We start from the raw sequence: 24,667 nt of genomic DNA on the forward strand, positions 1-24,667 counted from the left end.
TCTGTCACCGGTCACTGCGCCCAGGCGGGATCGCGGTTCAGGGTGGGAAGCGGACGGACGTCGTCCTTCAGGGTCGGCAGGCAGCGCATCAGCCCCTGCGTATAGGGGTGCTGCGCCTCGCGCAGGTTCTTCGCCTCGAGCTCCTCGACCACGCGGCCGGCATACATCACCAGCACCCGGTCGCAGAAGGAGGAGACGAGCTTGAGATCGTGCGAGATGAAGATCAGCCCCATGCCGCGCTCCGTGACGAGCTCGTCCAGGATGCGCAGCACCTCCATGGACACGGTCACGTCGAGGGCCGAGGTCGGCTCGTCGGCGATGAGCAGGTCGGGGTCGGTCACCAGCATCATGGCGATCATGGCGCGCTGGCCCATGCCGCCCGACACCTCGTGCGGGTAGAGCGAGAAGACGCGGGCCGGATCTCGCATCTTCACCGCCTCCAGCATGGCGAGCGCCCTGTCGCGCGCTTCCCCGCGACCGGCCTTGGCGTGGGCCCGATAGGCCTCGATGATCTGCTCGCCGATGGTCATGACCGGGTTCAGCGAATATTTCGGGTCCTGCATCACCATGCTGATGCGCCCGCCGCGCAGGGTGCGCAAGGTCCGCTTCGAGGCGGTGAGCAGGTCGATGCCGTCAAAGGCGAGGCGCTTGGCCGTGACCTCGCCCGGAGGCGGGGTGAGGCCCAGGATGGCGCGCCCGGTCTGCGACTTGCCGGACCCTGACTCGCCCACGATGCCGAGGCGCTCGCGGCCGAGCTGGAAGGACACGCCGCGCACCGCCTTCACGGTGCCGGTGCGCAGGTGGAAGCGGACGCGCAGATCGTCGACGTCGAGAAGCGGCTTGGTCATTTGGCGGCCTTCGGATCGAGAACGTCACGCAGGCCGTCGCCGAGCAGGTTGAAGCCGAGGCTCACCACGAAGATGGCCAGGCCCGGCATGGCGGCGACCCACCATTGGTCGATGAGGTAGTTGCGCCCGGTGGCGACCATCGCGCCCCATTCTGGCATCGGCGGCTGCGCTCCGAGGCCGAGGAAGCCGAGGCCCGCCGCCGTCAGGATGATGCCCGCCATGTCGAGCGTCACGCGCACGATGAGCGAGGAGAGGCAGAGCGGCACCACGTGACCCAGGATGATGCGCGGCGTCGCGGCGCCCTGCAGCTTCACGGCTGCGATGAAGTCGCTGTTGCGGATCATCAGGGTCTCGGCACGCGCGATGCGGGCATAAGGAGGCCAGGAGGTGATCGCGATGGCGATGATGGCGTTCTCGATACCGGGGCCCAGGGCCGCCACGAAGGCGAGGGCCAGGACGAGGCGCGGGAAGGCCAGGAAGATGTCGGTGATCCGCATCAGCACCGTGTCGACCCAGCCGCCGAGATAGCCCGACACGGTCCCGACCAGGAGCCCGATGGGGGTTGCGATCAGGGCCACCAGCACCACGACGAACAGGGTGATGCGCGAGCCGTAGATGATGCGCGAGAAGATGTCCCGCGCCTGGTCGTCCGTGCCGAGCCAGAAGGTCTCGCTCGGCGGCAGCAGCCGCTGCGTGCGCAGGTCGCCGCCGGCGATGGGCGAATAGGGCGCGATCACGTCGGCGAAGATCGCCACCAGGATCAGCAGGATCACGATGGCGAGGCCGATGACGGCGAGCGGGTTGCGGGTGAAGGACCGCCAGCCGAGATAGAACCGGCCGAGGCGGGCCTGCCAGCGCGAATGCGGCTCGGCGGATAGCAGCCAGGCGCGCCAGCCGGTCGGTTCGGAGAGAGCAGGGGAGCCGGCCATCAGCGGGTCCTCGGATCGAGCAGGCGGTAGAGCAGGTCGGACACGAGATTGAGCAGCACGAAGGCCGCCCCGATCACGAGGGTTCCGCCGAGCACCGCGTTCATGTCGGCGTTCTGCAGGGAATTGGTGATGTACTGGCCGAGCCCCGGCCAGGCGAAGACCGTTTCGGTGAGCACGGAACCTTCGAGCAGGTTGGCGTAGGAGAGGGCGATCACGGTGATCAGGGGCACGGCCGCGTTGCGCAGGGCGTGGCGCCAGATCACCCTGGCCTCCGACAGACCCTTCACCCGCGCGGCGATCACGTATTCCTGCGCCAGCTCGTTGAGCATGAACGAGCGCGTCATGCGGCTGATATAGGCAAGCGAGAAATAGCCGAGCAGGCAGGCCGGCAGGATGATGTGCGAGACCGCGTCCCAGAACGCGTCCCACTGGCCCTGCATGGCCGTGTCGAGCAGCACGATGTTGGTGACCGGCGTATAGAGATAGGAATAGGTCACGTCGATGCGGCCCGGGCCCGCCACCCAGCCGAGCTTGGCGTAGAACAGCAGCAGGCCCATGAGGCCGAGCCAGAAGATCGGGATCGAGTAGCCGGCGAGGCCGAGCACGCGCACGAACTGGTCGACGAGGCTGCCGCGCTTGACCGCCGCGAGCACGCCGAGCGGAATGCCGACGATCACGCCGATCAGCGTGCCGAGCGTTGCGAGTTCCAGGGTGGCCGGAAACGCGTTGGCGATGTCCGTCAGCACCGGATTGGTGGTGAGGACCGAATTGCCGAAATCACCCGTGACGGCCTTCTTCAGATAGATCCAGAACTGCTGGATCAGCGGCAGGTCGAGGCCGAGTTCCTGGCGGACCCGCTCATAGACCTGCGGAGAAGCCCGGTCGCCCACGATGGCGATCACGGGATCGATCGGCACGACGCGGCCGATAAAGAACGTGACGGCCACGAGGCCGAGAAGGGTCGTCGCCAGGACGATGACGAACTGGACGACTTTCTTAAGGAAGGAGCGGAGGGCACCGACGTGCCCTCCGCCCCCGTTCATGACTGCTGAAACCATCGAAGCGTCAGTTCTTCTTCGCCTGGGATACGTCGTTGTCGCTGAAGGACGGTCCGAGGACGAAGTTGTCCACGTTCTTGCGCACGGCCGCCACTTCGACCTGCTGCAGGAAGATCACGAGCGGACCGTCGTCGAGAACCGACTTCTGGAGTTCCTTGTACATCTGCGCACGCTTCTCCGTGTCGCGCTCCATCACGGCCGCGCGGGTTTTGGCGGTCAGCGGACCCGGATCCCAGGCGTTGCGCCAGGCGAGTGGCTTGGCCTTCGCGTTGTCCGAGTTGTCGTCGTTGGCCGCGAAGGTGTCCGCGTTGGAGTTCGGGTCCTGATAATCCGAGCCCCAGTTGCCGATGTAGATGTCCTGCTGGCGGGCCCGGTACTTGGTCAGGGCCTGCTTGGAATCCATTGGCAGGATCTCGAGCTTGATGCCGGCCTGGGCGAAGGTCCCCTGCATGGCCTGGGCGATGCCCATGATCTGGGCGGTGGAACGGGTGTCCATAGTGACCGAGAACCCGTCCTTCAGGCCGGCCTTGGCGAGCAACTCCTTCGCCTTGGCGACGTCCAGCTTGTAGGGGTTGTTGGTCTCGGCGCCGAGGAAGCCTTTGGGCAGGAAGTTCTGGTGCACCTCGCCCTGGTTCTTCATAATGGTGTCGGCGATCGCCTGGTAGTCGACCAGGTACTTCAGTGCCTGCCGGACCTCGGGCTTGGCCAGATTCGGGTTCTTCTGGTTCAGGCCGAGATAATAGATCGTGCCCTTGGGCGCGCTCGTGATCTTGATGTCCTGGTTTTTGGACAGCGCGGCGATCTCTTCCGGGTTGAGATTGCGCGCCACGTCGATGTCGCCCTTCTCGAGCAGGAGGCGCTGGCTCGCGGTCTCCTTGATATGGCGGAAGATCACGCGGGCGAGGGGCGTCTTCTGCTCGTAGTTCGGGTTGCGCTCGAGGACCAGGACCTCGTTGGCCTTCCAGTCGCGCATGATGTACGGGCCGGAGCCGGCATACTTGGTCTTCAGCCAGTTATAGCCCCAGTCGCCGTCCTTCTCGTTCTGGACGAGGAGCTTCTTGTCGACAATCGACGCGACCGAGTTGCCGAGGCAGTAGAGGACGAGCGTCGGCGCGTAGGGCTTGTCGACCTCGATGGTGAGTTCGAGCGGGCCGGTCTGCTTGATCTTGTCCTTCACGTTGTCCTTCGTGAAGCCGAACTGGCCCAGGATGAAGGCGGGCGATTTGTCGAGCGACACGGCGCGGTGGAGCGAGTAGACCACGTCCTCGGCGGTGATCGCGTTGCCGGACGCGAACTTCCGGTTGGGCTTCAGCTTGAACGTATAGGTCTTGCCGTCCGGCGAGACGGTCCAGGATTCCGCCACCTGCCCGTAGATCTTGGACACGTCCTTCACGTCGTAGGCGACCAAGCGTTCATAGGTGTTGCCCATGATCTCGGACGCGCTGAACTCGAACACTTCCGCCGGGTCGAGCGAGATGATGTCGTCGCTCTGCCAGGCCTGAACCAGGGTGTCCGGCGGGGTCGCCGCCATGACGGCGGTGAACGAGGTCGCCATGGTGGCAACCAAGGCGGCAGATAGGAGAAATTTCGGAAGTCGCTTCATGGCCATTCCCTTCGGCGCTCGGAGCGCCTGTTGTTGCGCCAATATGAATGCAAATCACACAACAGCTGTCGAGTCCAGCAACTGGTTTTAAACTGGCAAACGTTGCGCAGTCTGCCCAACGGGCGGGCAGATGCCGATCCGGGTTGGCCTCCGGGGACAAAGTGTGGCAAAGGCGAGCCCGAGTCTCTTTCTGGGTGAACGACCGTGTCTGAAGAAGCCAAGAAATCCGGTGCCAACACCATGTGGGGCGGGCGGTTCTCGTCCTCGCCCAGCGCGCTCATGGAAGCCATCAACGCGTCCATCGATTTCGACAAGCGCCTGGCTTCCCAGGACATCCAGGGCTCCATCGCCCACAGCGCCATGCTGGCCAAGCAAGGAATCATCGCCGAGAGCGACCGGGACGCCATCCATCAGGGGCTCCAGCGGGTCCTGGGCGAGATCGAGTCCGGCTCCTTCACCTTCTCGACGGCGCTCGAAGACATCCACATGAACGTGGAAAGCCGGCTGCGCGAGATCGTCGGCGATCCGGCGGCCCGCCTGCACACGGCCCGCAGCCGCAACGACCAGGTCGCCACCGACACCCGGCTGTGGGTGCGCGAGGCCCATGACCGGACCGACGAGCAGCTGACCATCCTGATCAAGGCCCTCCTCGACAAGGCCGAGGCGCACGCCGCCACGGTGATGCCGGGCTTCACCCACCTCCAGAGCGCCCAGCCGGTGACCTTCGGACACCACCTGATGGCCTATGTGGAGATGTTCGGCCGGGACCGGGGCCGGTTCCGGGATTCCCGCCGGCGCCTGAACGAGTGCCCCCTCGGGGCCGGGGCGCTCGCCGGCACGTCCTTCCCCATCGACCGGCACATGACCGCCAGGGCGCTCGGCTTCGACGGTCCGACCCGCAATTCGCTGGATACAGTCTCGGACCGCGACAGCCTGCTGGAGTTCATGGCGGCGGCTTCCATCTGCGCCGTCCATCTGTCGCGTCTGGCGGAAGAAATCATCATCTGGATGTCAGCCCCCTTCGGCTTCGTGCGCCTGCCGGACCGTTGGACCACCGGGTCCAGCATGATGCCGCAGAAGCGCAACCCCGACGCCGCCGAGCTGGTGCGCGGCAAGAGCGGCCGGGTCGTCGGCTCGCTGGTCTCGCTTCTGACCGTCATGAAGGGGCTGCCGCTCGCCTATGCGAAGGACACCCAGGAGGACAAGGAGCCGCTCTTCGACGCCGCCGACACCATCGAGATCGTCCTGGCCGCCATGACCGGCATGATCCAGGACCTGGAGCCGGTGCCCGAGCGCATGGCCGCGGTGGCCGGGGCGGGCTTCTCCACGGCGACCGATCTCGCCGATTGGCTGGTGCGCAGCCTCAACATCCCGTTCCGGGACGCCCATCACGTCACGGGCCGCATCGTCTCGGAGGCGGAGAAGCGCGGCTGCACCCTCGAGGAGCTGCCCCTGGACGCCATGCAGGCCATCGAGCCCAAGATCCACCAGGGCATCTACGACGTGCTGGGGGTCGAAAACTCCGTCCGCTCCCGCACGAGCTTCGGCGGAACCTCTCCGGTCCGGGTCGCCGAGCAGGTCGCCTGGTGGCGGGAGCGGGTCTGACCGGCTCGCCTGTTAACCCTTGTCATTCCGGCCCTGGCGGAAGGGTCCCGCGGGCCCTTGATAGGCCGGGACACCATCGCCATATTGCCGACAGCGGCTCCGTCCGGAGCCACTTGAGTGCCGCATCGGCGGGCTCAAAACCAACCGAAGTGCCTCTAACCTTGGGCTTCGAACATGTCGCGTCAGTCGCCCTTTGGGCATCCGTTCCTGCTGGGCTTCGATGAGATCGAGCAGGCCCTCGACCGTGTCGCCAAGGCGGCGGGAGACGGCTATCCGCCCTACAACATCGAGCGCCTGGCCCGCACGGAGCACGCTCCCGAGCGCCTCCGCATCACCCTGGCCGTCGCCGGTTTCACCCGGGACCAGCTGGAGGTGACCCTGGAAGAGAACCAGCTCGTGATCCGGGGCCGACAGTCCGACGACAAGACAAGGCACTTCCTTCATCGCGGCATCGCCGCCCGTCAGTTCCAGCGCACCTTCCTCCTTGTCGACGGCATGGAGGTCATGGGCGCGGACCTGTCCAACGGGTTGTTGTCGATCGATCTCGTCCGGCCCGAGCCGGAACGGATCGTCCGCAAGATCGACATCATCGCGTCGGACAAGGTGTGACGGCATCCGCAACAAGGAGATGTCCATGAACTTCGATATCAAACACCATGCCGAGCCGGTTCTCGGGGTCGCCGAACTGGCCTCCCTGGGCGTGGGGCAGATGGCTTACGTGAAGCCGCTCGAATCCGACGAGGTGGCGCGGCTGTTCCCCCAGGCTCCCAAGCTCGAGCCCGGCATGCGCCTCTTCGCCCTCCTGTCCGCCAGCGGCGAGCCGATCCTGCTGACCGACAACCACGACGCCGCCGTGGCCAATGCCTGGGCGCATGACCTGACGACGGTGAGCCTGCATTAGGGCTCACCGTCTCCCCTGGCATCAGGCAATCCCCTCCACCGCAGCGATCAGCCGTTCGATGTCCTCCGGCCGGGAGAGCCGGTGGTCGCCGTCCTTGATCAGGGTCAGCGACACGCTGTCTCCCGGCAGGTGCTCGACGAGTTCGAGGGCGTGGCTCGACGGCACGTCCGGATCCTCCATGCCCTGCAGGATATGGACCGGGCAACCGGTCCGGATCGGACCTTCGAGGAGGAGATGCCGGCGCCCGTCCTCGATCAGCTTCCAGGTGATCGGGTACGGATCGTCGGAATAGGCCGAGGGCCGGTGATAGACCCCGGTGTCCTGCACGCTCTTTTTGAGATCCTCGGGGAAACGCCGCCACATCAGCCGCTCGGTCATGTCGACCGCCGGGGCGATGAGAACGATCCCCGCGGGAGCGATCTCTGGCCGCTTTTCCATGAGGTGCCGGGCTGCGAGCAGGCTGATCCACCCGCCCATGGAGGAGCCGACGAGGACGGGGCGCTCCTTCACGAACCGCTCGATGACGGTCAGGGCATCCTCGAGCCAGCGGGAGATGGTCCCGTCCTCGAAGGCTCCTCCCGACTCGCCATGGCCGCTATAATCGAAGCGCAGGAAGGCGCGGCCATTCGCCTCCGCCCAGGTGTCCAGGGCGGTCGCCTTGGTCGCGCGCATGTCGGACTTGAAGCCCCCGAGCCAGACGACGGGCGGGCCCTTGCCCTCCCGGAACAGGACGGCGATGGGGCGGGCATCCTGGCCAGCCGTGACGCTTTGCGGCATGGTTAACTCATCCTCAACTGCTTTGAAGCAACCGTTTCTAGACGATTCTTTTGAGAAGGCTCTTACATCCGTGAGTTTTTCAGCGCGACCCGGCGGAGGGACGGCTTTTCCATCGTCCCATATGCACCCGCTCGAGGGCCGGACCATCCTGCAGATCGTGCCCGAACTGGAGGCCGGCGGAGCCGAGCGGACCACCGTCGACATTGCCGAGGGGCTGGTGCATGCCGGGGCCCGCGCCCTCGTGGCCACCGAGGGCGGGCGGCTCGTCGGCGAGCTTCAGACCAAGGGAGGGGTGTGGATCCCGTTCCCGGCGGCGACGAAGAACCCGTTCTCCATGCTCCTCAACGTGCGCAAGCTCGCCCGCATCTGCCACAACGAGCGGGTGTCCCTGGTGCATGCCCGGTCGCGGGCGCCGGCCTGGGTGGGCCTGGGCGCTGCGCGCTCGCTCAACATTCCGTTCGTCACGACCTATCACGGCAGTTATTCCGGCCGCTCCTCGGTCAAGGTCCTCTACAATTCCGTCATGGCCCGGGGGGACGCGGTCATCGCCAATTCCGAGTACACGGGCGAGTTGATCCGCTCTGTCTATCCGCAGGCCGGAGAGCGAATCCGGGTCATCCACCGGGGGACGGATTTCGCCGTGTTCTCCCCGCAGGCCGTGGCGCCGGAGCGGATCGAGGCCCTGCGAAAGGCCTGGGAGGTCTCGCCCCACGAGCGCGTGGTGCTGCTCGCCGCCCGTCTGACCGGGTGGAAGGGCCAGAAGGTGCTGATCGAGGCCGCCGCCAGGCTGCGGGACGCGGGCCTGACGGACGTGGCCTACATCCTCGCCGGCGATCCGCAGGGGCGGGATTCCTACGTGAAGGATCTCGACGGCCTGATCGAGGCCCGGAGGCTGAAGGGCGTCGTGCGCCGGGTCGGGCACTGCACCGACATGCCGGCGGCCTTCCTGGCGGCCTCCGTGGTCACCGTGCCCTCGACCGAGCCCGAGGCCTTCGGCCGCTCGGCCGTGGAGGCGCAGGCCATGGGAACCCCCGTGGTCGTGTCCGATCTCGGGGCTGTGCCCGAGACCGTTCTGTCCCCGCCGGCCGTACCGCCGCACGAGCGCACGGGCTGGCGGATTCCGGCGGGCGATCCCGATGCGCTCGCCGAGGCGGTCGGGGCGGCGCTGAGCCTGGGGGCCAGCGCCAGAATCGCCCTCGGCGCCAGGGCCCGGTCCCATGTGGAGCGTCATTTCTCGCTCGAGCGCATGGTATCGAGCACCCTCGATGTGTATTCGGACCTTCTGACAGGCCGTTTTACCCATAGAACAAGTTGACTTCCCGCGCATTTGCGCGAAATGTCAGTTCATTCGTGGCAAGGCTGAGCATGCACCGCAGGGATTCCTTGGAATCTCCGATCCTCGGCCTAGCCCTCAACAGGAGATACGAGCCATTCGCAGACCAATGAGAGCCATGCCGGTGCCGCAAAAGGACGGACCGCGCGCCAACCGAGACATTCGCGGTGTTCGCGAAGTGCAGCTGATCGACGATGCAGGGCAGAACCGGGGCGTCGTCCCCTTCTTCGATGCCCTCAAGGTGGCCGAAGAGGCCGGCCTCGATCTCGTGGAGATCTCGCCGAACGCCAATCCTCCCGTCTGCAAGATCCTCGATTACGGCAAATTCCGCTTTCTCGAGCAGAAGAAGGCCGCCGAGGCCCGCAAGAAGCAGAAGACGGTCGAGGTTAAGGAAATCAAGCTGCGTCCCGGCATCGACGACCACGATTACGAGGTCAAGATGAAGGCGATGAAGGGCTTCTTCGAGGAAGGCAACAAGGTGAAGATCACCCTGCGCTTCCGCGGCCGCGAGATGGCGCACCAGTCCCTGGGCCTGAAGGTCCTCGATCGGGTCAAGGCCGATGTGGGCGATCTCGCCAAGGTCGAGATGGAGCCGAACTTCGAGGGCCGTCAGGTCGTCATGGTCCTGGCACCGCGGTAAGCGGTTCCTCCGTCAGAGAAATTCATGTCCGTCGGGGTTCCGGCGGCCATTGCTTTTTGGGCGCGCTTCTGCCATAAGCCGCCCTTCATCGAACCGCCCGGCTGTGAGGGCTGCCGTGGCGGTTCGTTTTGCTCAAGCAGCAAGACTGGGCCTGCAAGGCGGTGAGAACCGCCCCGTCGGCCTGACCAAAGGAGAGCCAAATGCCCAAGCTTAAGACGAAGTCTGGCGCGAAAAAGCGCTTCAAGATCACTGGCACCGGCAAGGTCGTCTACGCCCAGGCCGGCAAGCGCCACGGGATGATCAAGCGGTCGAACAAGCAGATCCGCAACCTGCGTGGCACGACCACCCTGTTCGAGGGCGATGCCTACAACGTGAAGAAGTACTTCCTGCCGAACGGCTAAGGCGGTTCTTCCCCCACATCCCGGATTTTGAAGGAGTTTTTCCATGGCCCGCGTCAAACGGGGCGTTACCGCCCACGCCAAGCACAAGAAGGTTTTCAAGGCCGCCAAGGGTTTCTACGGCCGCCGCAAGAACACCATCCGCATCGCCAAGCAGGCGGTCGAGAAGAGCATGCAATATGCCACTCGCGACCGTCGCAACAAGAAGCGCACCTTCCGCGCTCTCTGGATCCAGCGCCTCAACGCTGCCGTCCGCACGCATGGCTTGACCTATTCCCGATTTATCGACGGTCTCGGCAAGGCCGGGATCGAGGTCGATCGCAAGGTCCTGTCCGAAATGGCCATCCACGAGCCGGCGGCTTTCGCCGCCTATGTGGACGCCGCCAAGGCCGCCCTGCCGCAGCAGGCCGCCTAACGGTCGGATAGACCAGCTTCGGTGCGGCTGAACTGTCAGCCGCACCGCCTGACTCCCCCTTCTCCGAGACCATTCGCGCTGACGGCCAGAGGGCTGTCGGTCGCCACCACGCGGCTCGGAAGACTTGACGGTTCCCGCGCCGCGCCTCACTCAAAGCGCTTGCATCTGGCAAGGGACCGATGACTGACCTCAATCAACTCGAACGTGACCTGCTTTCCCAGGTCGATGCCGCCGGCGACGAAGTGGCCCTGGAAACCGTGCGCGTGTCTGCGCTCGGCAAGAAGGGCTCCGTCTCCGAACTGCTGAAAACCCTCGGCGCCATGACGCCGGAGGAGCGCAAGGAACGCGGACCGCTCATCAACGGCCTGCGCGACAAGGTTCAGGGCGCCATTGTCGCCAAGAAGGAAACCCTCGCTGAGGCCGCGCTCGAAGCGCGCCTTGCCGCCGAGCGCATCGACGTGACGCTGCCGGTCCCGGAAGCTCCCGAGGTTCGCGGGCGCGTCCATCCGATCAGCCAGGTGATCGAGGAACTGACCGCGATCTTCGCCGATATGGGCTTCTCCGTGGCCGAGGGGCCGGACATCGAGACGGATTACCTCAACTTCACGGCGCTCAACTTCCCCGAGGGGCATCCGGCCCGCGAGATGCACGACACCTTCTTCCTCGCCCCAGACGAGAAGGGCGAGCGCAAGGTGCTGCGCACGCACACCTCGCCGGTCCAGATCCGCACCATGACCTCGCAGAAGCCGCCGATCCGGGTGATCATCCCGGGCCGGACCTATCGCCACGACTCGGATCAGACCCACACGCCGATGTTCCACCAGGTGGAAGGCCTCGTCATCGACAAGCAGGCCAACATCGCGCACATGAAGTGGATCCTGGAAGAGTTCTGCAAGGCCTTCTTCGAGGTCGAGCAGGTGAAGATGCGGTTCCGCCCGTCCTTCTTCCCCTTCACGGAACCCTCCGCCGAGGTCGACATCCAGTGCTCGCGCAAGGGCGGCGAAATCCGCTTCGGCGAAGGCACGGACTGGCTCGAGATCCTCGGCTGCGGCATGGTCCATCCAAACGTGCTCCGCAATTGCGGGCTCGATCCGGACGAGTATCAGGGCTTCGCCTGGGGCATGGGCATCGACCGCATCGCCATGCTCAAATACGGCATGCCGGACCTGCGCCCCTTCTTCGAGGCCGATGTGCGCTGGCTGAACCATTACGGCTTCCGCCCGCTCGACATTCCGTCGCTGGTCAGCGGCCTGACTTCCTAAGCGGAGAGCACCCATGAAATTCACCCTCTCCTGGCTGAAGGATCATCTCGAGACCACAGCCTCCCTCGACGAGATCGTCGAGACGCTCACCCGCATCGGCCTCGAGGTCGAAGGGGTCGAGGACAAGGCGAAGTCCCTGGCGCCCTACACGGTGGCCTATGTGATCTCCGCCGAGCAGCACCCGAACGCCGATCGCCTGCGGGTGTGCATGGTCGATACCGGCGCGGGCGCCCCGATCCAGGTGGTCTGCGGCGCGCCGAACGCCCGCACCGGCATGAAGAGCGTGTTCGCGCCGCCCGGCACCTACATTCCGGGCAAGAACATCACGCTCGGCGTCGGCACCATCCGGGGCGTCGAGAGCGCCGGCATGCTGTGCTCGGGATCGGAGCTCGAGATCTCGGACGACCACGACGGCATCATCGATCTGCCCGAGGATGCACCGGTCGGTCAGCCCTATGCGGCCTATGCGGGCCTCGACGACCCGGTGATCGAGATCAATCTCACGCCGAACCGCCCCGACTGCACGTCGATCCACGGCATCGCCCGGGACTTGGCGGCGGCCGGTCTCGGGACGCTCAAGTCCGATGCCGTCGCGCCCGTCGAGGGCAGGGGGCCCTGCCCGGTCTCCGTGACGATCGAGGACGAGACGCTCTGCCCGGCCTTCGCGCTCCGCCTCGTGCGTGGCGTGAAGAACGGCCCGTCGCCGGACTGGATGCAGCGTCGCCTGCTCTCCATCGGCCTCCGTCCGATCAACGCGCTCGTCGACATCACCAACTACATGACCTTCGATCGGGGCCGTCCGCTCCATGTGTTCGACGCCAGGAAGGTGAAGGGCAACCTGACCGTCCGTCGCGCCAGGGACGGCGAGGAGGTGCTGGCCCTCGACACCCGCACCTACAGGCTCGACCCCGGCGTCGTGGTGATCGCCGACGAGAACGGCGTCGAGTCCATCGGCGGCATCATGGGCGGCGAGCATTCGGGCTGCGACGAGAATACGACCGAGGTGTTGATCGAATCGGCTCTCTGGGACCCGCTCAACATCGCGCAGACCGGCCGCAAGCTCGGCATCATCACCGATGCGCGCTACCGCTTCGAGCGCGGGGTCGATCCGGCCTTCACGGTGCCGGGCCTCGATCTCGCCACCAGGCTCGTCATCGACCTGTGCGGCGGCGAAGCGAGCGAGGCCATGGTGGCCGGACAGGTGCCCGAGAACAAGCGCGTGATCGATTTCCCATGGAGCGAGGTCCCGCGCCTGTCGGGGCTCGACGTCAAGCCTGCCGAGTCCGAGCAGATCCTCGCGAAGCTCGGCTTCGGCGTTCAGGGTTCGGGAGAGCGCGTCAGCGTGACGGCGCCGTCCTGGCGCCCGGATATCGAGGGCAAGGCGGATCTCGTCGAGGAGGTCATCCGCATCGCCGGCCTCGACCGCATCGAGTCGAAACCCCTTCCGCGCCTGGAGGATACGGTCGCCAAGCCCATCCTGACCCTCATCCAGAAGCGCACGCGGCTTGCCCGCCGGGCCTTGGCCGTACGGGGGCTGGTGGAGGCCGTGACCTGGTCGTTCATTGCCAGGAGCGAGGCGGAGCTTTTCGGCGGCGGCGACGGCCGGCTGGCGCTCGCCAACCCGATCACGGCCGAGCTCTCCGACATGCGTCCGAGCCTGCTGCCGGGTCTCCTGAAGGCGGCGCAGCGCAATGCGGACCGGGGCTTTAGCGACGTGGCGCTCTTCGAGGTCGGCCAGACCTTCGCGTCCGACGAGCCGGAGGGCCAGTCGATCAAGGCCGCAGCCGTCCGTCGCGGGACGGCCCGGGCGGAGGGCGTCGGCCGCCATTGGGACGGCGGCGCGCAGAGCGTCGACGCTTTCGACGCCAAGGCGGACGTGCTGGCTCTGCTCGCGGCGTTGGGGATCCCTGCCGGGGGGCTCCAGATCGTCGCCGGTGGTCCGGCCTGGTTCCATCCGGGCCGTTCGGCCACGCTGCAGTTCGGACCCAAGAACGTGGTCGGGGCCTTCGGCGAGGTGCATCCGAAGATCCTGAAGGCGCTGGACCTGAAGGGCCCGCTGGTGGCCTTCGAGCTCAATCTCAACGCGCTGCCGCCGCCCAAGGCCAAGCCGACCAAGATGAAGCCGAAGCTGAGCCTGCCCGATTTCCAGCCGCTCACCCGCGACTTCGCCTTCGTGGTCGGCCGCAACGTGGCCGCGGGCGACATCGTGAAGGCCGCGCAGGGAGCCGAGCGCCAGCTGATCGTGGGCGTCGACGTGTTCGACATCTACGAGGGCACCGGCATCGATCCGGACAAGAAGTCCGTCGCCATCGCGGTCACCCTTCAGCCCACCGAGAAGACGCTCACCGACGTGGAGATCGAGGCCGTGTCGGCCAAGATCGTCGGCGAGGTGTCCAAGAAGACCGGCGCAGTGCTGCGCGGGTAAGGAAAGATCCGCCCGGACGCGGCTCAGGCCGTGTCCGGGCGTTCCGTTCCGCTCAGCGGGTTCGCCTCGTCCCATGCATAGCGAACGGCGTCGAACCGCATCGCGCGCGCATCGACCATCAGCAGGCGCCCGACGAGGCTGTCGCCGAAGCCGACGATCTCGCGGATCACCTCCATGGCCATCAGGCTGCCCATCACTCCGGCAAGAGCACCGAGAACTCCGGCTTCCGCGCAGGTCGGAATGGCGCCGGCCGGAGGCGGGGAGGGGAAGAGACAGCGATAGGTGGGGTTCGGCTTGCCGTCCTGGCCGGTCTCATGGGCCCGGATCGTGGTGAGCGACCCGTCGAACTGCCCGAGCGCCGCCGTCACCAGGGGCTTCTTCTCGAAAAAGCATGCGTCTGACACCGCGTAGCGGGTGTCGAAATTGTCCGACCCGTCGGCCACGATGTCGTAGCGGCGGATGAGATCCCGCGCGTTCTCCCCCGTCAGACGGACGGGGTGAGGCTCGACCCTCACATGCGGGTTGAGCCGTTCAATCGCCCCGACGGCGCTCTCCACCTTGGGGCGGCCGAGATCCGGCGTGCCATGGATCACCTGCCGCTGCAGGTTTGACAGGCTCACCACGTCGTCGTCCACGACCCCGATGGTGCCGATTCCGGCGGCGGCGAGGTACTGGAGCAGGGGCGCGCCCAGGCCGCCGGCCCCGATCACGAGCACGCGAGCGGCCTTCAGTTTCAGCTGGCCTGGCCCGCCCACGTCGCGCAGGACGAGGTGTCGGGCATAGCGGTCGATTTCGTCCGATGCGAGAGCCATGTCATGACCTTACGGGAATTGGTTTAGCTATCAACTATTCCTTGAAGGAAGTCACATGCCGCCTTGACAGGGGCCTTGGCGTCGTGACCCTTGCCGTGCCATCGTCAGGGGGCAACCGGCAGAAAGCCGGCGTCTAACAGGGAACAAAGCCGATGACAGTTACCAAGTTCGGCCTCGCGCTCGCGGGGCTCGCCTTTTCCGCCTCGGCTGCCTTCGCGCAGCAGGCCGCCTTCAAGCCCGCCGTCGTCTACGATCTGGGCGGCAAGTTCGACAAATCCTTCAACGAGGGCGTTCACACGGGCGCCGAGAAGTTCAAGAAGGACACGGGCACCGACTACCGCGATTTCGAGCCGCAGAACGACGCTCAGCGCGAGCAGGCCCTGCGCCGCTTCGCCCGTGACGGCTTCTCGCCCATCGTGGCCGTCGGCTTCTCCCAGGAGACCGCGCTGAAGAAGGTCGCCGAGGAGTTCCCGAAGACCCAGTTCGCCATCATCGATGCCGTGGTCGAGAAGCCCAACGTGCAGTCCATCGTGTTCAAGGAGCACGAGGGCTCGTTCCTGGTCGGGCTCCTGGCCGCTCAGGCGTCCAAGTCGGGCAAGGTCGGCTTCGTGGGCGGCATGGACATTCCGCTCATCCGCAAGTTCGCCTGCGGCTACGTCCAGGGCGTGAAATACGCCAAGAAGGACGGCGAGGTGTTCCAGAACATGACCGGCACCACGGGGGCGGCCTGGAACGATCCCGTGAAGGGCGGCGAGCTCGCCAAGAGCCAGATCGATCGCGGCGCCGACGTGATCTATCACGCGGCTGGCGGCACCGGGGTGGGTGTCCTGCGCGCCACCGCCGACGCGGGCAAGCTCGGCATCGGCGTGGACTCGAACCAGAACGGCCTGCATCCGGGCAAGATCCTGACCTCCATGGTCAAGCGCGTGGACGTGGCGACCTACAACGCCTTCGATCAGGCGAAGAAGGGCGCGTTCAAGGCCGGCGTGGCAGTTCTGGGTCTGGCCGAGGACGGCGTCGCCTGGGCGCTCGACGACAACAACAAGTCGCTGATCACCGCCGACATGAAGGCCGCCGCCGACAAGGCCGCCGCCGACATCAAGTCCGGCGCCATCAAGGTGCACGACTACATGTCGGACTCCAAGTGCCCGATGTAAGATGAACCTCGTTTCGGCCGCAGGCCCGCAAAGGCCTGCGGCCGAATCTTTTTCGACCGGGTTCTGTTTTTCCGATAAGATCCGGCATTCATGTCCCCATTGCCGGCAGATCAATCGAGGCCGATGTCACCAGCCATTGAACTCATTGCCATCAACAAGAGCTTCGGCGCCGTTCACGCCAACCGGGACGTGAACCTGCGCGTGGAGCGCGGCACGATCCACGGCATCGTCGGCGAGAACGGCGCGGGCAAATCGACCCTGATGTCGATCCTGTACGGCTTCTACGAGGCCGATACCGGGGAGATCCACGTCAACGGCAAGAGAATTTCCATCCGCACGCCGAACGACGCCATTCATGCCGGAATCGGCATGGTCCACCAGCATTTCATGCTGGTCGAGCCCCTGAGCGTCGTCGACAACGTGATGCTCGGCGCCGAAGGCGGCGCCATGCTGCGCGCAGGCGAGGCCAGGGCCCGCGCCGAGCTCGCGCGGCTCGCCAGGGATTACGGCCTCGAGATCGACGTGGACGCGACCGTCGGCGACCTCTCGGTCGGCCTGCAGCAGCGCGTGGAGATCCTCAAGGCCCTCTATCGCGGAGCCGATATCCTGATCCTCGACGAGCCCACCGCCGTGCTGACGCCGGCCGAGGCCGATGCGCTGTTCGTCCTGCTCCGCTCCCTCAAGGAGCAGGGCAAGACCGTCATCCTCATCACGCACAAGCTGCGCGAGATCATGGCGATCACCGATCGGGTCTCGGTCATGCGGCGCGGCGAGATGGTCGCGAGCGTCGAGACGGCCGACACCTCGCCCCCGGAGCTGGCCGAGCTGATGGTCGGTCGTCGCGTGCTCCTGCGCGTCGAGAAGGCGGACAAGACGCCCGGTGCGCCGCTGCTCGAGGTCAAGGACCTCTCGGTCGTCGATTCCCGCGGCGTGGTGCGGGTGGCCAACGCGACCTTCGCCGTGCGCGCGGGGGAGATCGTCGGCATCGCGGGCGTGGCCGGCAACGGCCAGAGCGAGCTGATGGAAGCGATCGCCGGCATGCGCCATCCCGCGTTCGGCTCGGTCCGGCTCGAGGGACGGGACATTCCGGCCTCGGAGCACAATCCCCACCGCATGCGCCAGCTCGGACTGCTGCACGTGCCCGAGGACCGGCTGCGCATGGGCCTCGTCCCGGCCTTCCCGGCTTTCGAGAGCGCCATCCTGGGCTTCAGCGACGAGCCCCATCTCGGCCGCGGGCCGATCCTCGACCATGACCGCCTGATCGCGGATCTGGCGAAGAAGATGGAGCAGTACGACGTGCGCCCGCCGGCCCCGCGGCTGAAATCCTCGAAATTTTCCGGCGGCAACCAGCAGAAGATCGTGCTGGCGCGCGAGATCGAGCGTAACCCGAAGGTGCTGCTCGTCGGCCAGCCGACCCGCGGCGTCGACATCGGGGCCATCGAGTTCATCCACCGGCGCCTCATCGGCCTGCGCGACGCGGGCGTCGCCATCCTCCTCGTGTCCGTGGAACTCGACGAGATCATGAATCTGTCCGACCGCATCCTCACCATGTGCGGCGGCAGGATCACCGGCGAGCGCCGGGCCTCCGAGACGAACGAGCAGGAGCTCGGCCTGCTCATGGCCGGCGTGACGGACGAGGCGGCGTGATGCAACCACGGCTGACCCTCGTCACGCTCGGCGTCTCCGATCTCGCGAAGTCCCGCGCATTCTATGAGTCCTGGGGCTGGACGGCTTCGAACGCCAGTCAGCCCACCGTTGTATTTTTCCAGGCGAATGGGTTGGCGCTGGCTTTGTTCGGGCGCGCTGCGCTCGCCGAAGACGCGCATGTCGAGGACAAGCCCACGGGCTTTGCCGCCATCACGCTCGCCTACAACGCGCATTCCAGGCAAGAGGCCGACGAGGTCTTCGCCCTTGCCGTGAAAGCGGGCGCGACGCCCATCAAGCCGTTGCAGGACGTGTTCTGGGGCGGTTATTCGGGCTATGTCGCCGATCCCGACGGGCACCTCTGGGAAATCGCCTGGAACCCGTTCTTTCCTCTCGATGAGCAGGGGCACCTGTTCCTGCCGGATAGTCAGACGTGAGCGCTCCACTCGACCTGCCCAAATGGGCCGACACGGTTCTCGTGCCCGCCATCTCCGTGGTGGCGGCTTTCCTCGTCGCCGGCCTCGTCGTGCTCGGCATCGGCGAGAACCCGCTCTCGGCCACCCGCTATCTCATCCAGGGCAGCCTCGGCACCGGGGAGGGGCTCGGCTTCACCCTGTTCTACATGACCGATTTCATCTTCGTCGGACTGGCGGTCGCGGTGGCCTACCATGCCGGGCTGTTCAACATCGGCGGCGAAGGGCAGGCGACCCTGGCGGGTCTGGGCATCGCGCTCGTGCTCAACAACCTGACCTTTCTGCCGGGCTTCCTGCTCATCCCGCTCGGCATTCTCGGGGCCGCGGCCTTCGGGGCGGCCTGGGCGGCCGTTCCCGGCTATCTCCAGGCGAAGCGCGGCAGCCACATCGTCATCACGACGATCATGTTCAACTGGCTGGCCAGCGTGCTCATCGTCTACCTCCTGGTGAACGTGCTGCGCGAGCCGCAATCCATGAACCCGGAAACCCGCGCCTTCCCTGAACAGTCCTATATTCCGTTCATGCACGACGTCTTCGCCGCGTTCGGCATCGAGATCCCGGCCTCGCAGCTCAATCTGACGCTCGTGGTCGCCCTGGCCGCGTCCTACTTCGTCTGGCTCCTCATCTACCGCTCGCGCCTGGGCTACGCGATCCGCGTCGTCGGATCGAACCCGACGGCGGCCGTCTATGCGGGCATCTCGCCCGCGCGCATCATTATCGTCGCGATGGTCATCTCCGGTGCGCTGGCGGGAGGCCTCGCGGTCAACGAGCTCATGGGCTATCAGCATCGCCTGCTGCTGGAATTCACCTCCGGCTACGGCTTCGTCGGCATCGCCGTGGCCCTCATGGGGCGGGCGCATCCCGTCGGCATCATCCTGGCCTCGCTCCTCTTCGGCATTCTCTACCAGGGCGGCGCCGAACTGGCCTTCGAGCAGCCGGCCATCACCCGCGACATGGTAGTGGTGATCGGCGGCATCATCATCCTGTTCGCGGGCGCCCTCGATGGGCTCTTCCGGCGCGTCGTGGCGCATCTGTTCACGCGCCAGAAGCTGGCGAGGGCCTGAGCCATGGATCTCAGCTCTCTCGTCACGGTCTTCGACTCGGCCCTGCGGCTCTCGATCCCGCTTCTCGCCGCGTGCCTGGCCGGGCTCTGGTCCGAACGCTCCGGCGTGGTGGATATCGGCCTCGAGGGCAAGATGCTGGTGGCGGCTTTTGCCGCGGCGGCGGCAGCCTATGCCTTCGGGTCTGCCTGGATCGGGCTTGTCGCCGGGATCGGCGCATCGGTGGTCTTCGGTCTCATCCACGGCTTCGCCTCCATCAGCCAGCGCGGCAACCAGATCGTCTCCGGCGTCGCCATCAACATGCTAGCCGCAGGGCTGACGGCCATCGTGGGCAATGCCTGGTACGGCCAGGGCGGGCGCACGCCGCCGCTGGAGGGCGTGCAGCGGTTCGGCGATGCGATCTTCGGCCATTCGGCCCTGGTCTACATCGTGCTGCTGGCCGTGCCGCTCACCTGGTTCGTGCTGGGGCGGACCCGCTTCGGTCTTCGCCTGCGCGCGGTCGGCGAGAACCCGGCCGCGGTCGATACGGCGGGCATCTCGGTGACCGGCCTGCGCTATACCGCCGTGATCATCGGCGGCGTCCTCTGCGGCATCGGCGGAACCTATCTCTCGGTCGGCCAATCGGCGGGCTTCCTGCCCAACATGACGGCCGGCAAGGGCTTCATTGCGCTCGCGGCCCTGATCTTCGCCAAGTGGCGGGCCTGGCCGGCGCTCGGTGCGTGCTTCCTGTTCGGGCTGCTCGATGCCATCGCGATCCGCCTGCAGGGAATCTCGCTGCCCGGCATCGGCGAGGTTCCGGTCCAGGCGATCCAGGCGCTGCCCTATCTCATGACCGTCATCCTGCTCGCCGGGGTCATCGGCAAGGCGATCCCGCCCCGGGCCGCGGGCGTGCCCTATGTGAAGGAGCGCTGACCATGGCATCGCTGGACACTCTGTTCGAGGCCGCCAAGGCGATTCAGGCCAGGGCCTATGCGCCCTATTCGCGCTTCAAGGTCGGGGCTGCGATCGCCACGCCCGGAGGTCAGGTCTTCACCGGATGCAACGTGGAGAACGCAGCCTATCCGGTCGGCTCCTGCGCGGAAGCCGGAGCCATCTCGGCCATGATCGCGGCCGGGGAAGGCCGCATCGCCGAAATCGTGGTGATGGGCGAGGGCGAGCACCTCGTCACGCCCTGCGGAGGCTGCCGCCAGCGCATCCGCGAGTTCGCCGCGCCCGACACGCCCATTCACATTGCCGGTCCCGAGGGAATCCGGAAGCGCTTCACGCTCGACCAGCTGTTGCCCTTTTCCTTCGGGCCCGACAACCTGACGGATCGCTAGATCGGATCCGAAGCCTTTTGCGACGATGAAAGGATGGCCTGCCGTTCAGGCCTGAAACGATGACGATGCACCAGATGATTCAGGAAGCGGCCGAATTTGTCCGTGCCCGTGGCTTCGACGGCCATTTCGACGCGGCATTCGTGCTCGGCACGGGGCTCGGAACCCTCGTCGACGAGCTGAGCGATGCGGTCGGCCTCCCATACGCTGAGATCCCGCATTTTCCGGGAAGCGGGGTTTCCGGCCATGCCGGCAAGCTCGTGACCGGATCCCTCGAAGGCAAGCGGGTGCTCCTGTTCCAGGGCCGCGCTCATTACTACGAAACGGGCGATGCAGGGGCGATGCGCATTCCGGTCGCCCTCGTGAAGGAGCTTGGCATTCCGGTTTTCGTGGCCACCAATGCCGCAGGATCGGTGCGCGCCGATATTCGTCCGGGAAGCCTCGTGGCGATCAGCGATCACCTGAACCTCTCGGGCGGCAATCCGCTCCTGCGGGATCACTCCGAGGGCCGCTTCGTCTCGCTCACCAACGCCTACGACTCGGACCTGCGCCAGATCCTGCAGCGCGCCGCGCGTAAGAGCGGCATCGACCTGCCCGAAGGCGTCTATGCGTGGCTCTCCGGCCCGAGCTTCGAGACCCCGGCCGAAATCAGGATGGTGCAGATCCTCGGCGGTGACCTGGTCGGCATGTCGACGGTGCCGGAGGTGATCCTCGCGCGCTATCACGGCCTGAAGGTCGCGGCCGTCTCGGTCGTCACGAACCTTGCCGCCGGCATCGAAGGCGCTTCGCCCTCCCATCAGGAAACCAAGGATACGGCGGCGGAAGCGTCAGAGAAGTTCAAGCGTCTCATCCGGTCCTTCGTTGCGGAGCTGCCCCATGTCTGATGCGACCATCGCAAGCCGCGCCCTGCGCAGTCTCGATCTCACCGACCTGACGGAGACCTGCACCGATCAGGCCATCGACGCGCTCTGCAGGAGGGCAGTCGACCCGCATGGGCCGGTGGCGGCCGTCTGCGTGTGGCCGCAATTCGTGAAGCGTTCGCAGGAAAACCTGCGGGGATCGCCCGTGCGCATCGCCACGGTGGTGAATTTCCCCGCCGGCGGCGAGGACGTGAGCCGCGTCACCGACGATACGCAGGAAGCCCTTTCCGACGGCGCCAACGAGATCGACCTCGTGCTGCCTTACGATGCCGTGCGCCGCGGTGACTTGGCCGTGGCGACCGAGATGGTGGAGGCGGTGCGCGATCTCGTCGATCAAGGACGCCTGCTGAAGGTGATCCTTGAAACGGGCGAGCTGAAGGATCCGCACCTGATCGAGACCGCAAGCCGCATCGCCATCGCGGCGGGAGCGGACTTCATCAAGACGTCGACCGGCAAGACGCCTGTTTCGGCGACGCCCGAGGCCGCCGAGATCATGCTCAATGCGATCAAGGCGTCAGGCCGGTCCGTCGGGCTCAAGCCCTCCGGGGGCATCCGCACGGTTGCGGACGCGAAGATCTATCTCGACCTCGCCGACCGCGTCATGGGCCCGGGCTGGGCGACGCCGCGGACATTCCGCATCGGCGCGAGCAGCGTCTACGACGCGCTCATCGCCGCCATCGAAGGACGGGCCGGCACGGCGGCCACCGGAACCTACTGACATGACGCTTCTGCCCCAGGAAATCATCCGCCACAAGCGCGACGGCGGCACGCTCGATCCCGAGCACATCGAGCACTTCATCGAGGGCCTCACGGCAGGCCGCGTCACCGAAGGGCAGGCGGCGTCCTTCGCCATGGCGATCTTCTTTCAGGGGCTGTCCGTGCCGGAGCGCGTGGCCCTGACGCGCGCGATGATGCATTCGGGCACGGTGCTCACCTGGGATCTGCCGGGCCCGGTTCTCGACAAGCATTCGACGGGAGGCGTCGGCGACACGGTGAGCCTCGCGCTCGGTCCCGCGGTCGCGGCCTGCGGCGGCTATGTGCCGATGATTTCCGGACGCGGCCTCGGCCATACGGGCGGCACGCTCGACAAGTTCGACTCCATCCCGGGCTATGTCACGCAGCCCGATATCGACACGTTCAGGCGCGTCACGCGGGAGGTCGGCTGCGCCATCATCGGCCAGACGGCCGATCTCGCGCCGGCCGACAAGCGCCTCTACGCCATCCGTGACGTGACCGCGACGGTCGAGTCGATCGATCTCATCACCGCGTCGATCCTCTCGAAGAAGCTGGCGGCAGGCCTCCAGGGCCTCGTGATGGATGTTAAGTTCGGCACCGGCGCCTTCATGGACAATGCCGAGGATGCGCGCAAGCTCGCCGAGAGCCTCGTGCTCGTGGCCAATGGGGCGGGCCTTCCCACCAGCGCGCTTCTCACCGACATGAACGAGTCGCTGGCTTCTGCGGCCGGCAATGCGGTGGAGATGGCCTATGCGGTCGATTACCTGACGGGGCGGCGCCGCGAGAAGCGCTTCCACGAGGTGACGGTGGAACTCTCCGCCGAGATGCTGCTGCTCGGCAAGCTTGCCGCCACCATCGAGGAGGCGCGCGACAGGATCGAACGCGCGATCTCGTCCGGGAAAGCGGCAGAAGTGTTCCAGCGCATGGTGGCCGCTCTCGGCGGTCCTGGCGATTTCCTGGAAAGGCACAAGAGCCATCTGCAGGCTGCGCCGGTCGTTCGTGACATCCACGCCGAGCATGCCGGAGTCGTGCAGATGGTTGCCGCGCGCGGCATCGGCGTCGCCGTCGTGGCCCTCGGCGGAGGCCGCACCCGTCCGCAGGATCCGATCGATCACGCAGTGGGCCTCACTTACCTCGCGGCCATCGGCGAGACGGTCGACGCCCATCGCCCGATCGCTATCGTGCATGCCCGCACTGAAGCAGCGGCAGACGCGGCCGCGCGGGCAGTGCGCGCCGCCTACGTGATCGGCGAGGGCAAGGCTGCCCCCGGTCCCACGATTCTCGACCGGATCGGAGCGAGCGCATGAGCCTTCTTGTCGCCGTCACCTGGGAGACGCAGCCCTGGGTCGAGCGCTTCCGGCGCCACCTGCCGGATCGGGACATCGCCGTGCTGGGCGAGGATTTCGACAGGAGCGCCATCCGCTATGTGGCGACCTGGGGCCCGAAGCCCGGGAGCCTGTCCAACCTGCCGGCCCTCGAGGCGATCTTCTCGCTCGGAGCCGGAGTCGACCACCTGATGAGCTATCCGGATCTGCCCGACGTGCCCATCGTGCGCGTGGCGCAGGACGATCTCACCCATCGCATGAGCGAGTACATGGTGCTCCATTGCCTCATGCACCTGCGCGAGCAGCGCCGCTTCGACGAGGACCAGAAGGCGAAGCGCTGGAACCCCGACCGGGCGCCGCCGATCGCCGGCGACGTGCGCGTCGGCATCATGGGGTTCGGGGTGCTGGGGCAGGATTCCGCGCGCAAGCTGACGATGATGGGCTTCGATGTGGCCGGCTGGAGCCGCACGCCGAAAGCCGTCGAAGGCTTCGAGGTCTATGCGGGCGAGGGGGGATTGACCCCGTTCCTGAACCGAACCGACATCCTCATCGCGCTCATGCCGCTCACGCCGGACACGAAGGGCATCCTCAATCGCTCCCTGTTCGAGAAACTCCCACGCGACGGCAGGCTCGGCGGCCCGATCCTGATCAATGCGGGGCGCGGCAAGCTGCAAGTCGAGGCGGACATCCTCTCCTGCCTCGACGACGGCACGCTGATGGCGGCGACCCTCGACGTGTTCGAGACGGAGCCCCTGCCGGAGGCATCACCCCTCTGGTCGCATCCGCGCGTGACGATCACCCCGCACAACTCGGCGACGAGCGAGCCGGAAGCGACGGCGCGCTACATCGCGCGGCAGATCCGCCGCCATGAGGCCGGGGAGGCGTTCGAGAATGTCGTTGATCGGACGCGGGGCTATTAGAGCATTTTTCGGTGAAGTGGATCCGGTTCACCGTCAAAAAATGCGGCTCGGCAAAGACAAGAGATGATTCCACGTGAGTGGAAACAGCTCTAATGAAGGCCCGTGACGTC

Annotated in this window: 25 protein-coding genes; 19 read left to right on the top strand and 6 right to left on the bottom strand. The window is 66.3% G+C overall.

Features of this window, described 5'->3' with window-relative positions; all coding sequences use genetic code 11:
- Window positions 1–11: 11 nt before the first annotated feature.
- The 4 genes from NF876_RS21405 to NF876_RS21420 are packed head-to-tail and all read right to left on the bottom strand — an operon-like array spanning window position 12 to window position 4,444.
- Entirely contained in the window at window positions 12–848 is an 837-nt protein-coding gene (locus NF876_RS21405; protein WP_262270659.1) for an ABC transporter ATP-binding protein, read from the bottom strand.
- The gene (locus NF876_RS21410) at window positions 845–1,777 is read right to left on the bottom strand and encodes an ABC transporter permease (RefSeq protein WP_262270660.1); all 933 of its coding nucleotides are present in this window, start codon (window positions 1,775–1,777) and stop codon (window positions 845–847) included. The genes NF876_RS21405 and NF876_RS21410 overlap by 4 nt, the downstream gene beginning before the upstream one ends.
- The gene (locus NF876_RS21415) at window positions 1,777–2,835 is read right to left on the bottom strand and encodes an ABC transporter permease (protein ID WP_373696700.1); all 1,059 of its coding nucleotides are present in this window, start codon (window positions 2,833–2,835) and stop codon (window positions 1,777–1,779) included. Before NF876_RS21415 ends, NF876_RS21410 begins: the two co-directional genes overlap by 1 nt.
- Before the next feature lie 7 nt (window positions 2,836–2,842).
- Window positions 2,843–4,444 carry an ABC transporter substrate-binding protein gene (locus NF876_RS21420; RefSeq protein ID WP_262270661.1) on the bottom strand — a complete coding sequence of 534 codons (1,602 nt, stop codon included), beginning with the start codon at window positions 4,442–4,444 and terminating at the stop codon, window positions 2,843–2,845.
- A 234-nt stretch (window positions 4,445–4,678) separates the two neighbouring features.
- Here NF876_RS21420 and argH point away from each other — a divergent pair, with 234 nt between their 5' ends.
- From argH to NF876_RS21435, 3 genes are all read left to right on the top strand, one after another.
- The gene (argH, locus tag NF876_RS21425) at window positions 4,679–6,043 is read left to right on the top strand and encodes an argininosuccinate lyase (RefSeq protein WP_262270692.1); all 1,365 of its coding nucleotides are present in this window, start codon (window positions 4,679–4,681) and stop codon (window positions 6,041–6,043) included.
- Between the two features lie 174 nt (window positions 6,044–6,217).
- Entirely contained in the window at window positions 6,218–6,652 is a 435-nt protein-coding gene (locus NF876_RS21430) for an Hsp20 family protein (RefSeq protein WP_262029997.1), read from the top strand.
- Window positions 6,653–6,677: 25 nt separating this feature from the next.
- Window positions 6,678–6,944, top strand: coding sequence for a BQ00720 family protein (locus NF876_RS21435; protein WP_262270662.1), 267 nt, complete (start codon window positions 6,678–6,680; stop codon window positions 6,942–6,944).
- 21 nt (window positions 6,945–6,965) lie between these two features.
- Here NF876_RS21435 and NF876_RS21440 read toward each other — a convergent pair whose 3' ends face one another.
- Window positions 6,966–7,721, bottom strand: coding sequence for an alpha/beta hydrolase (locus tag NF876_RS21440; RefSeq protein ID WP_262270663.1), 756 nt, complete (start codon window positions 7,719–7,721; stop codon window positions 6,966–6,968).
- A 121-nt stretch (window positions 7,722–7,842) separates the two neighbouring features.
- Here NF876_RS21440 and NF876_RS21445 point away from each other — a divergent pair, with 121 nt between their 5' ends.
- From NF876_RS21445 to pheT, 6 genes are all read left to right on the top strand, one after another.
- Window positions 7,843–9,036, top strand: a complete 1,194-nt coding sequence (locus NF876_RS21445) for a glycosyltransferase family 4 protein (RefSeq protein ID WP_262270664.1) — start codon at window positions 7,843–7,845, stop codon at window positions 9,034–9,036.
- 136 nt (window positions 9,037–9,172) lie between these two features.
- A complete protein-coding gene (infC, locus tag NF876_RS21450) occupies window positions 9,173–9,694 on the top strand; it encodes a translation initiation factor IF-3 (RefSeq protein ID WP_245435431.1) in 522 nt (173 codons plus the stop codon).
- A 200-nt stretch (window positions 9,695–9,894) separates the two neighbouring features.
- Window positions 9,895–10,095 (top strand): 50S ribosomal protein L35, encoded by a 201-nt coding sequence (rpmI, locus tag NF876_RS21455; protein ID WP_047187697.1) that lies wholly within the window; start codon window positions 9,895–9,897, stop codon window positions 10,093–10,095.
- Between the two features lie 43 nt (window positions 10,096–10,138).
- Window positions 10,139–10,507: a 50S ribosomal protein L20 gene (gene rplT / locus NF876_RS21460; protein ID WP_009494554.1), complete on the top strand. Its 369-nt coding sequence runs from the start codon at window positions 10,139–10,141 to the stop codon at window positions 10,505–10,507.
- A 179-nt stretch (window positions 10,508–10,686) separates the two neighbouring features.
- Window positions 10,687–11,769: a phenylalanine--tRNA ligase subunit alpha gene (gene pheS, locus NF876_RS21465; protein WP_262270665.1), complete on the top strand. Its 1,083-nt coding sequence runs from the start codon at window positions 10,687–10,689 to the stop codon at window positions 11,767–11,769.
- Between the two features lie 13 nt (window positions 11,770–11,782).
- On the top strand, window positions 11,783–14,194 hold the full coding sequence (pheT, locus tag NF876_RS21470) for a phenylalanine--tRNA ligase subunit beta (RefSeq protein WP_262270666.1): 2,412 nt from the start codon (window positions 11,783–11,785) through the stop codon (window positions 14,192–14,194).
- A 23-nt stretch (window positions 14,195–14,217) separates the two neighbouring features.
- Here pheT and NF876_RS21475 read toward each other — a convergent pair whose 3' ends face one another.
- The gene (locus NF876_RS21475) at window positions 14,218–15,006 is read right to left on the bottom strand and encodes a HesA/MoeB/ThiF family protein (RefSeq protein ID WP_262270667.1); all 789 of its coding nucleotides are present in this window, start codon (window positions 15,004–15,006) and stop codon (window positions 14,218–14,220) included.
- Window positions 15,007–15,158: 152 nt separating this feature from the next.
- On the opposite strand from NF876_RS21475, the gene NF876_RS21480 reads away from it, so the two are divergent.
- The 10 genes from NF876_RS21480 (at window position 15,159) to NF876_RS21525 (ending at window position 24,557) form a co-directional block, all read left to right on the top strand.
- A complete protein-coding gene (locus NF876_RS21480) occupies window positions 15,159–16,163 on the top strand; it encodes a BMP family lipoprotein (RefSeq protein ID WP_262270668.1) in 1,005 nt (334 codons plus the stop codon).
- 123 nt (window positions 16,164–16,286) lie between these two features.
- Entirely contained in the window at window positions 16,287–17,810 is a 1,524-nt protein-coding gene (locus NF876_RS21485) for an ABC transporter ATP-binding protein (RefSeq protein WP_262270669.1), read from the top strand.
- Window positions 17,810–18,244: a VOC family protein gene (locus NF876_RS21490; RefSeq protein ID WP_262270670.1), complete on the top strand. Its 435-nt coding sequence runs from the start codon at window positions 17,810–17,812 to the stop codon at window positions 18,242–18,244. Before NF876_RS21485 ends, NF876_RS21490 begins: the two co-directional genes overlap by 1 nt.
- Window positions 18,241–19,344 (top strand): ABC transporter permease, encoded by a 1,104-nt coding sequence (locus NF876_RS21495; RefSeq protein ID WP_262270671.1) that lies wholly within the window; start codon window positions 18,241–18,243, stop codon window positions 19,342–19,344. Before NF876_RS21490 ends, NF876_RS21495 begins: the two co-directional genes overlap by 4 nt.
- Before the next feature lie 3 nt (window positions 19,345–19,347).
- Complete coding sequence (locus NF876_RS21500) at window positions 19,348–20,253, top strand: ABC transporter permease (protein ID WP_262270672.1); 906 nt, start codon at window positions 19,348–19,350, stop codon at window positions 20,251–20,253.
- Window positions 20,254–20,255: 2 nt separating this feature from the next.
- The gene (locus NF876_RS21505) at window positions 20,256–20,660 is read left to right on the top strand and encodes a cytidine deaminase (RefSeq protein WP_262270673.1); all 405 of its coding nucleotides are present in this window, start codon (window positions 20,256–20,258) and stop codon (window positions 20,658–20,660) included.
- Window positions 20,661–20,719: 59 nt separating this feature from the next.
- Window positions 20,720–21,541 carry a purine-nucleoside phosphorylase gene (locus NF876_RS21510; protein WP_262270674.1) on the top strand — a complete coding sequence of 274 codons (822 nt, stop codon included), beginning with the start codon at window positions 20,720–20,722 and terminating at the stop codon, window positions 21,539–21,541.
- The gene (gene deoC / locus NF876_RS21515; protein WP_262270675.1) at window positions 21,534–22,295 is read left to right on the top strand and encodes a deoxyribose-phosphate aldolase; all 762 of its coding nucleotides are present in this window, start codon (window positions 21,534–21,536) and stop codon (window positions 22,293–22,295) included. The genes NF876_RS21510 and deoC overlap by 8 nt, the downstream gene beginning before the upstream one ends.
- 1 nt (window position 22,296) lies before the next feature.
- Entirely contained in the window at window positions 22,297–23,619 is a 1,323-nt protein-coding gene (gene deoA / locus NF876_RS21520; protein WP_262270676.1) for a thymidine phosphorylase, read from the top strand.
- Window positions 23,616–24,557, top strand: a complete 942-nt coding sequence (locus NF876_RS21525; RefSeq protein ID WP_262270677.1) for a 2-hydroxyacid dehydrogenase — start codon at window positions 23,616–23,618, stop codon at window positions 24,555–24,557. The genes deoA and NF876_RS21525 overlap by 4 nt, the downstream gene beginning before the upstream one ends.
- Window positions 24,558–24,667 lie beyond the last annotated feature (110 nt).

The sequence above is a fragment of the Microvirga yunnanensis genome, assembly GCF_025460875.1.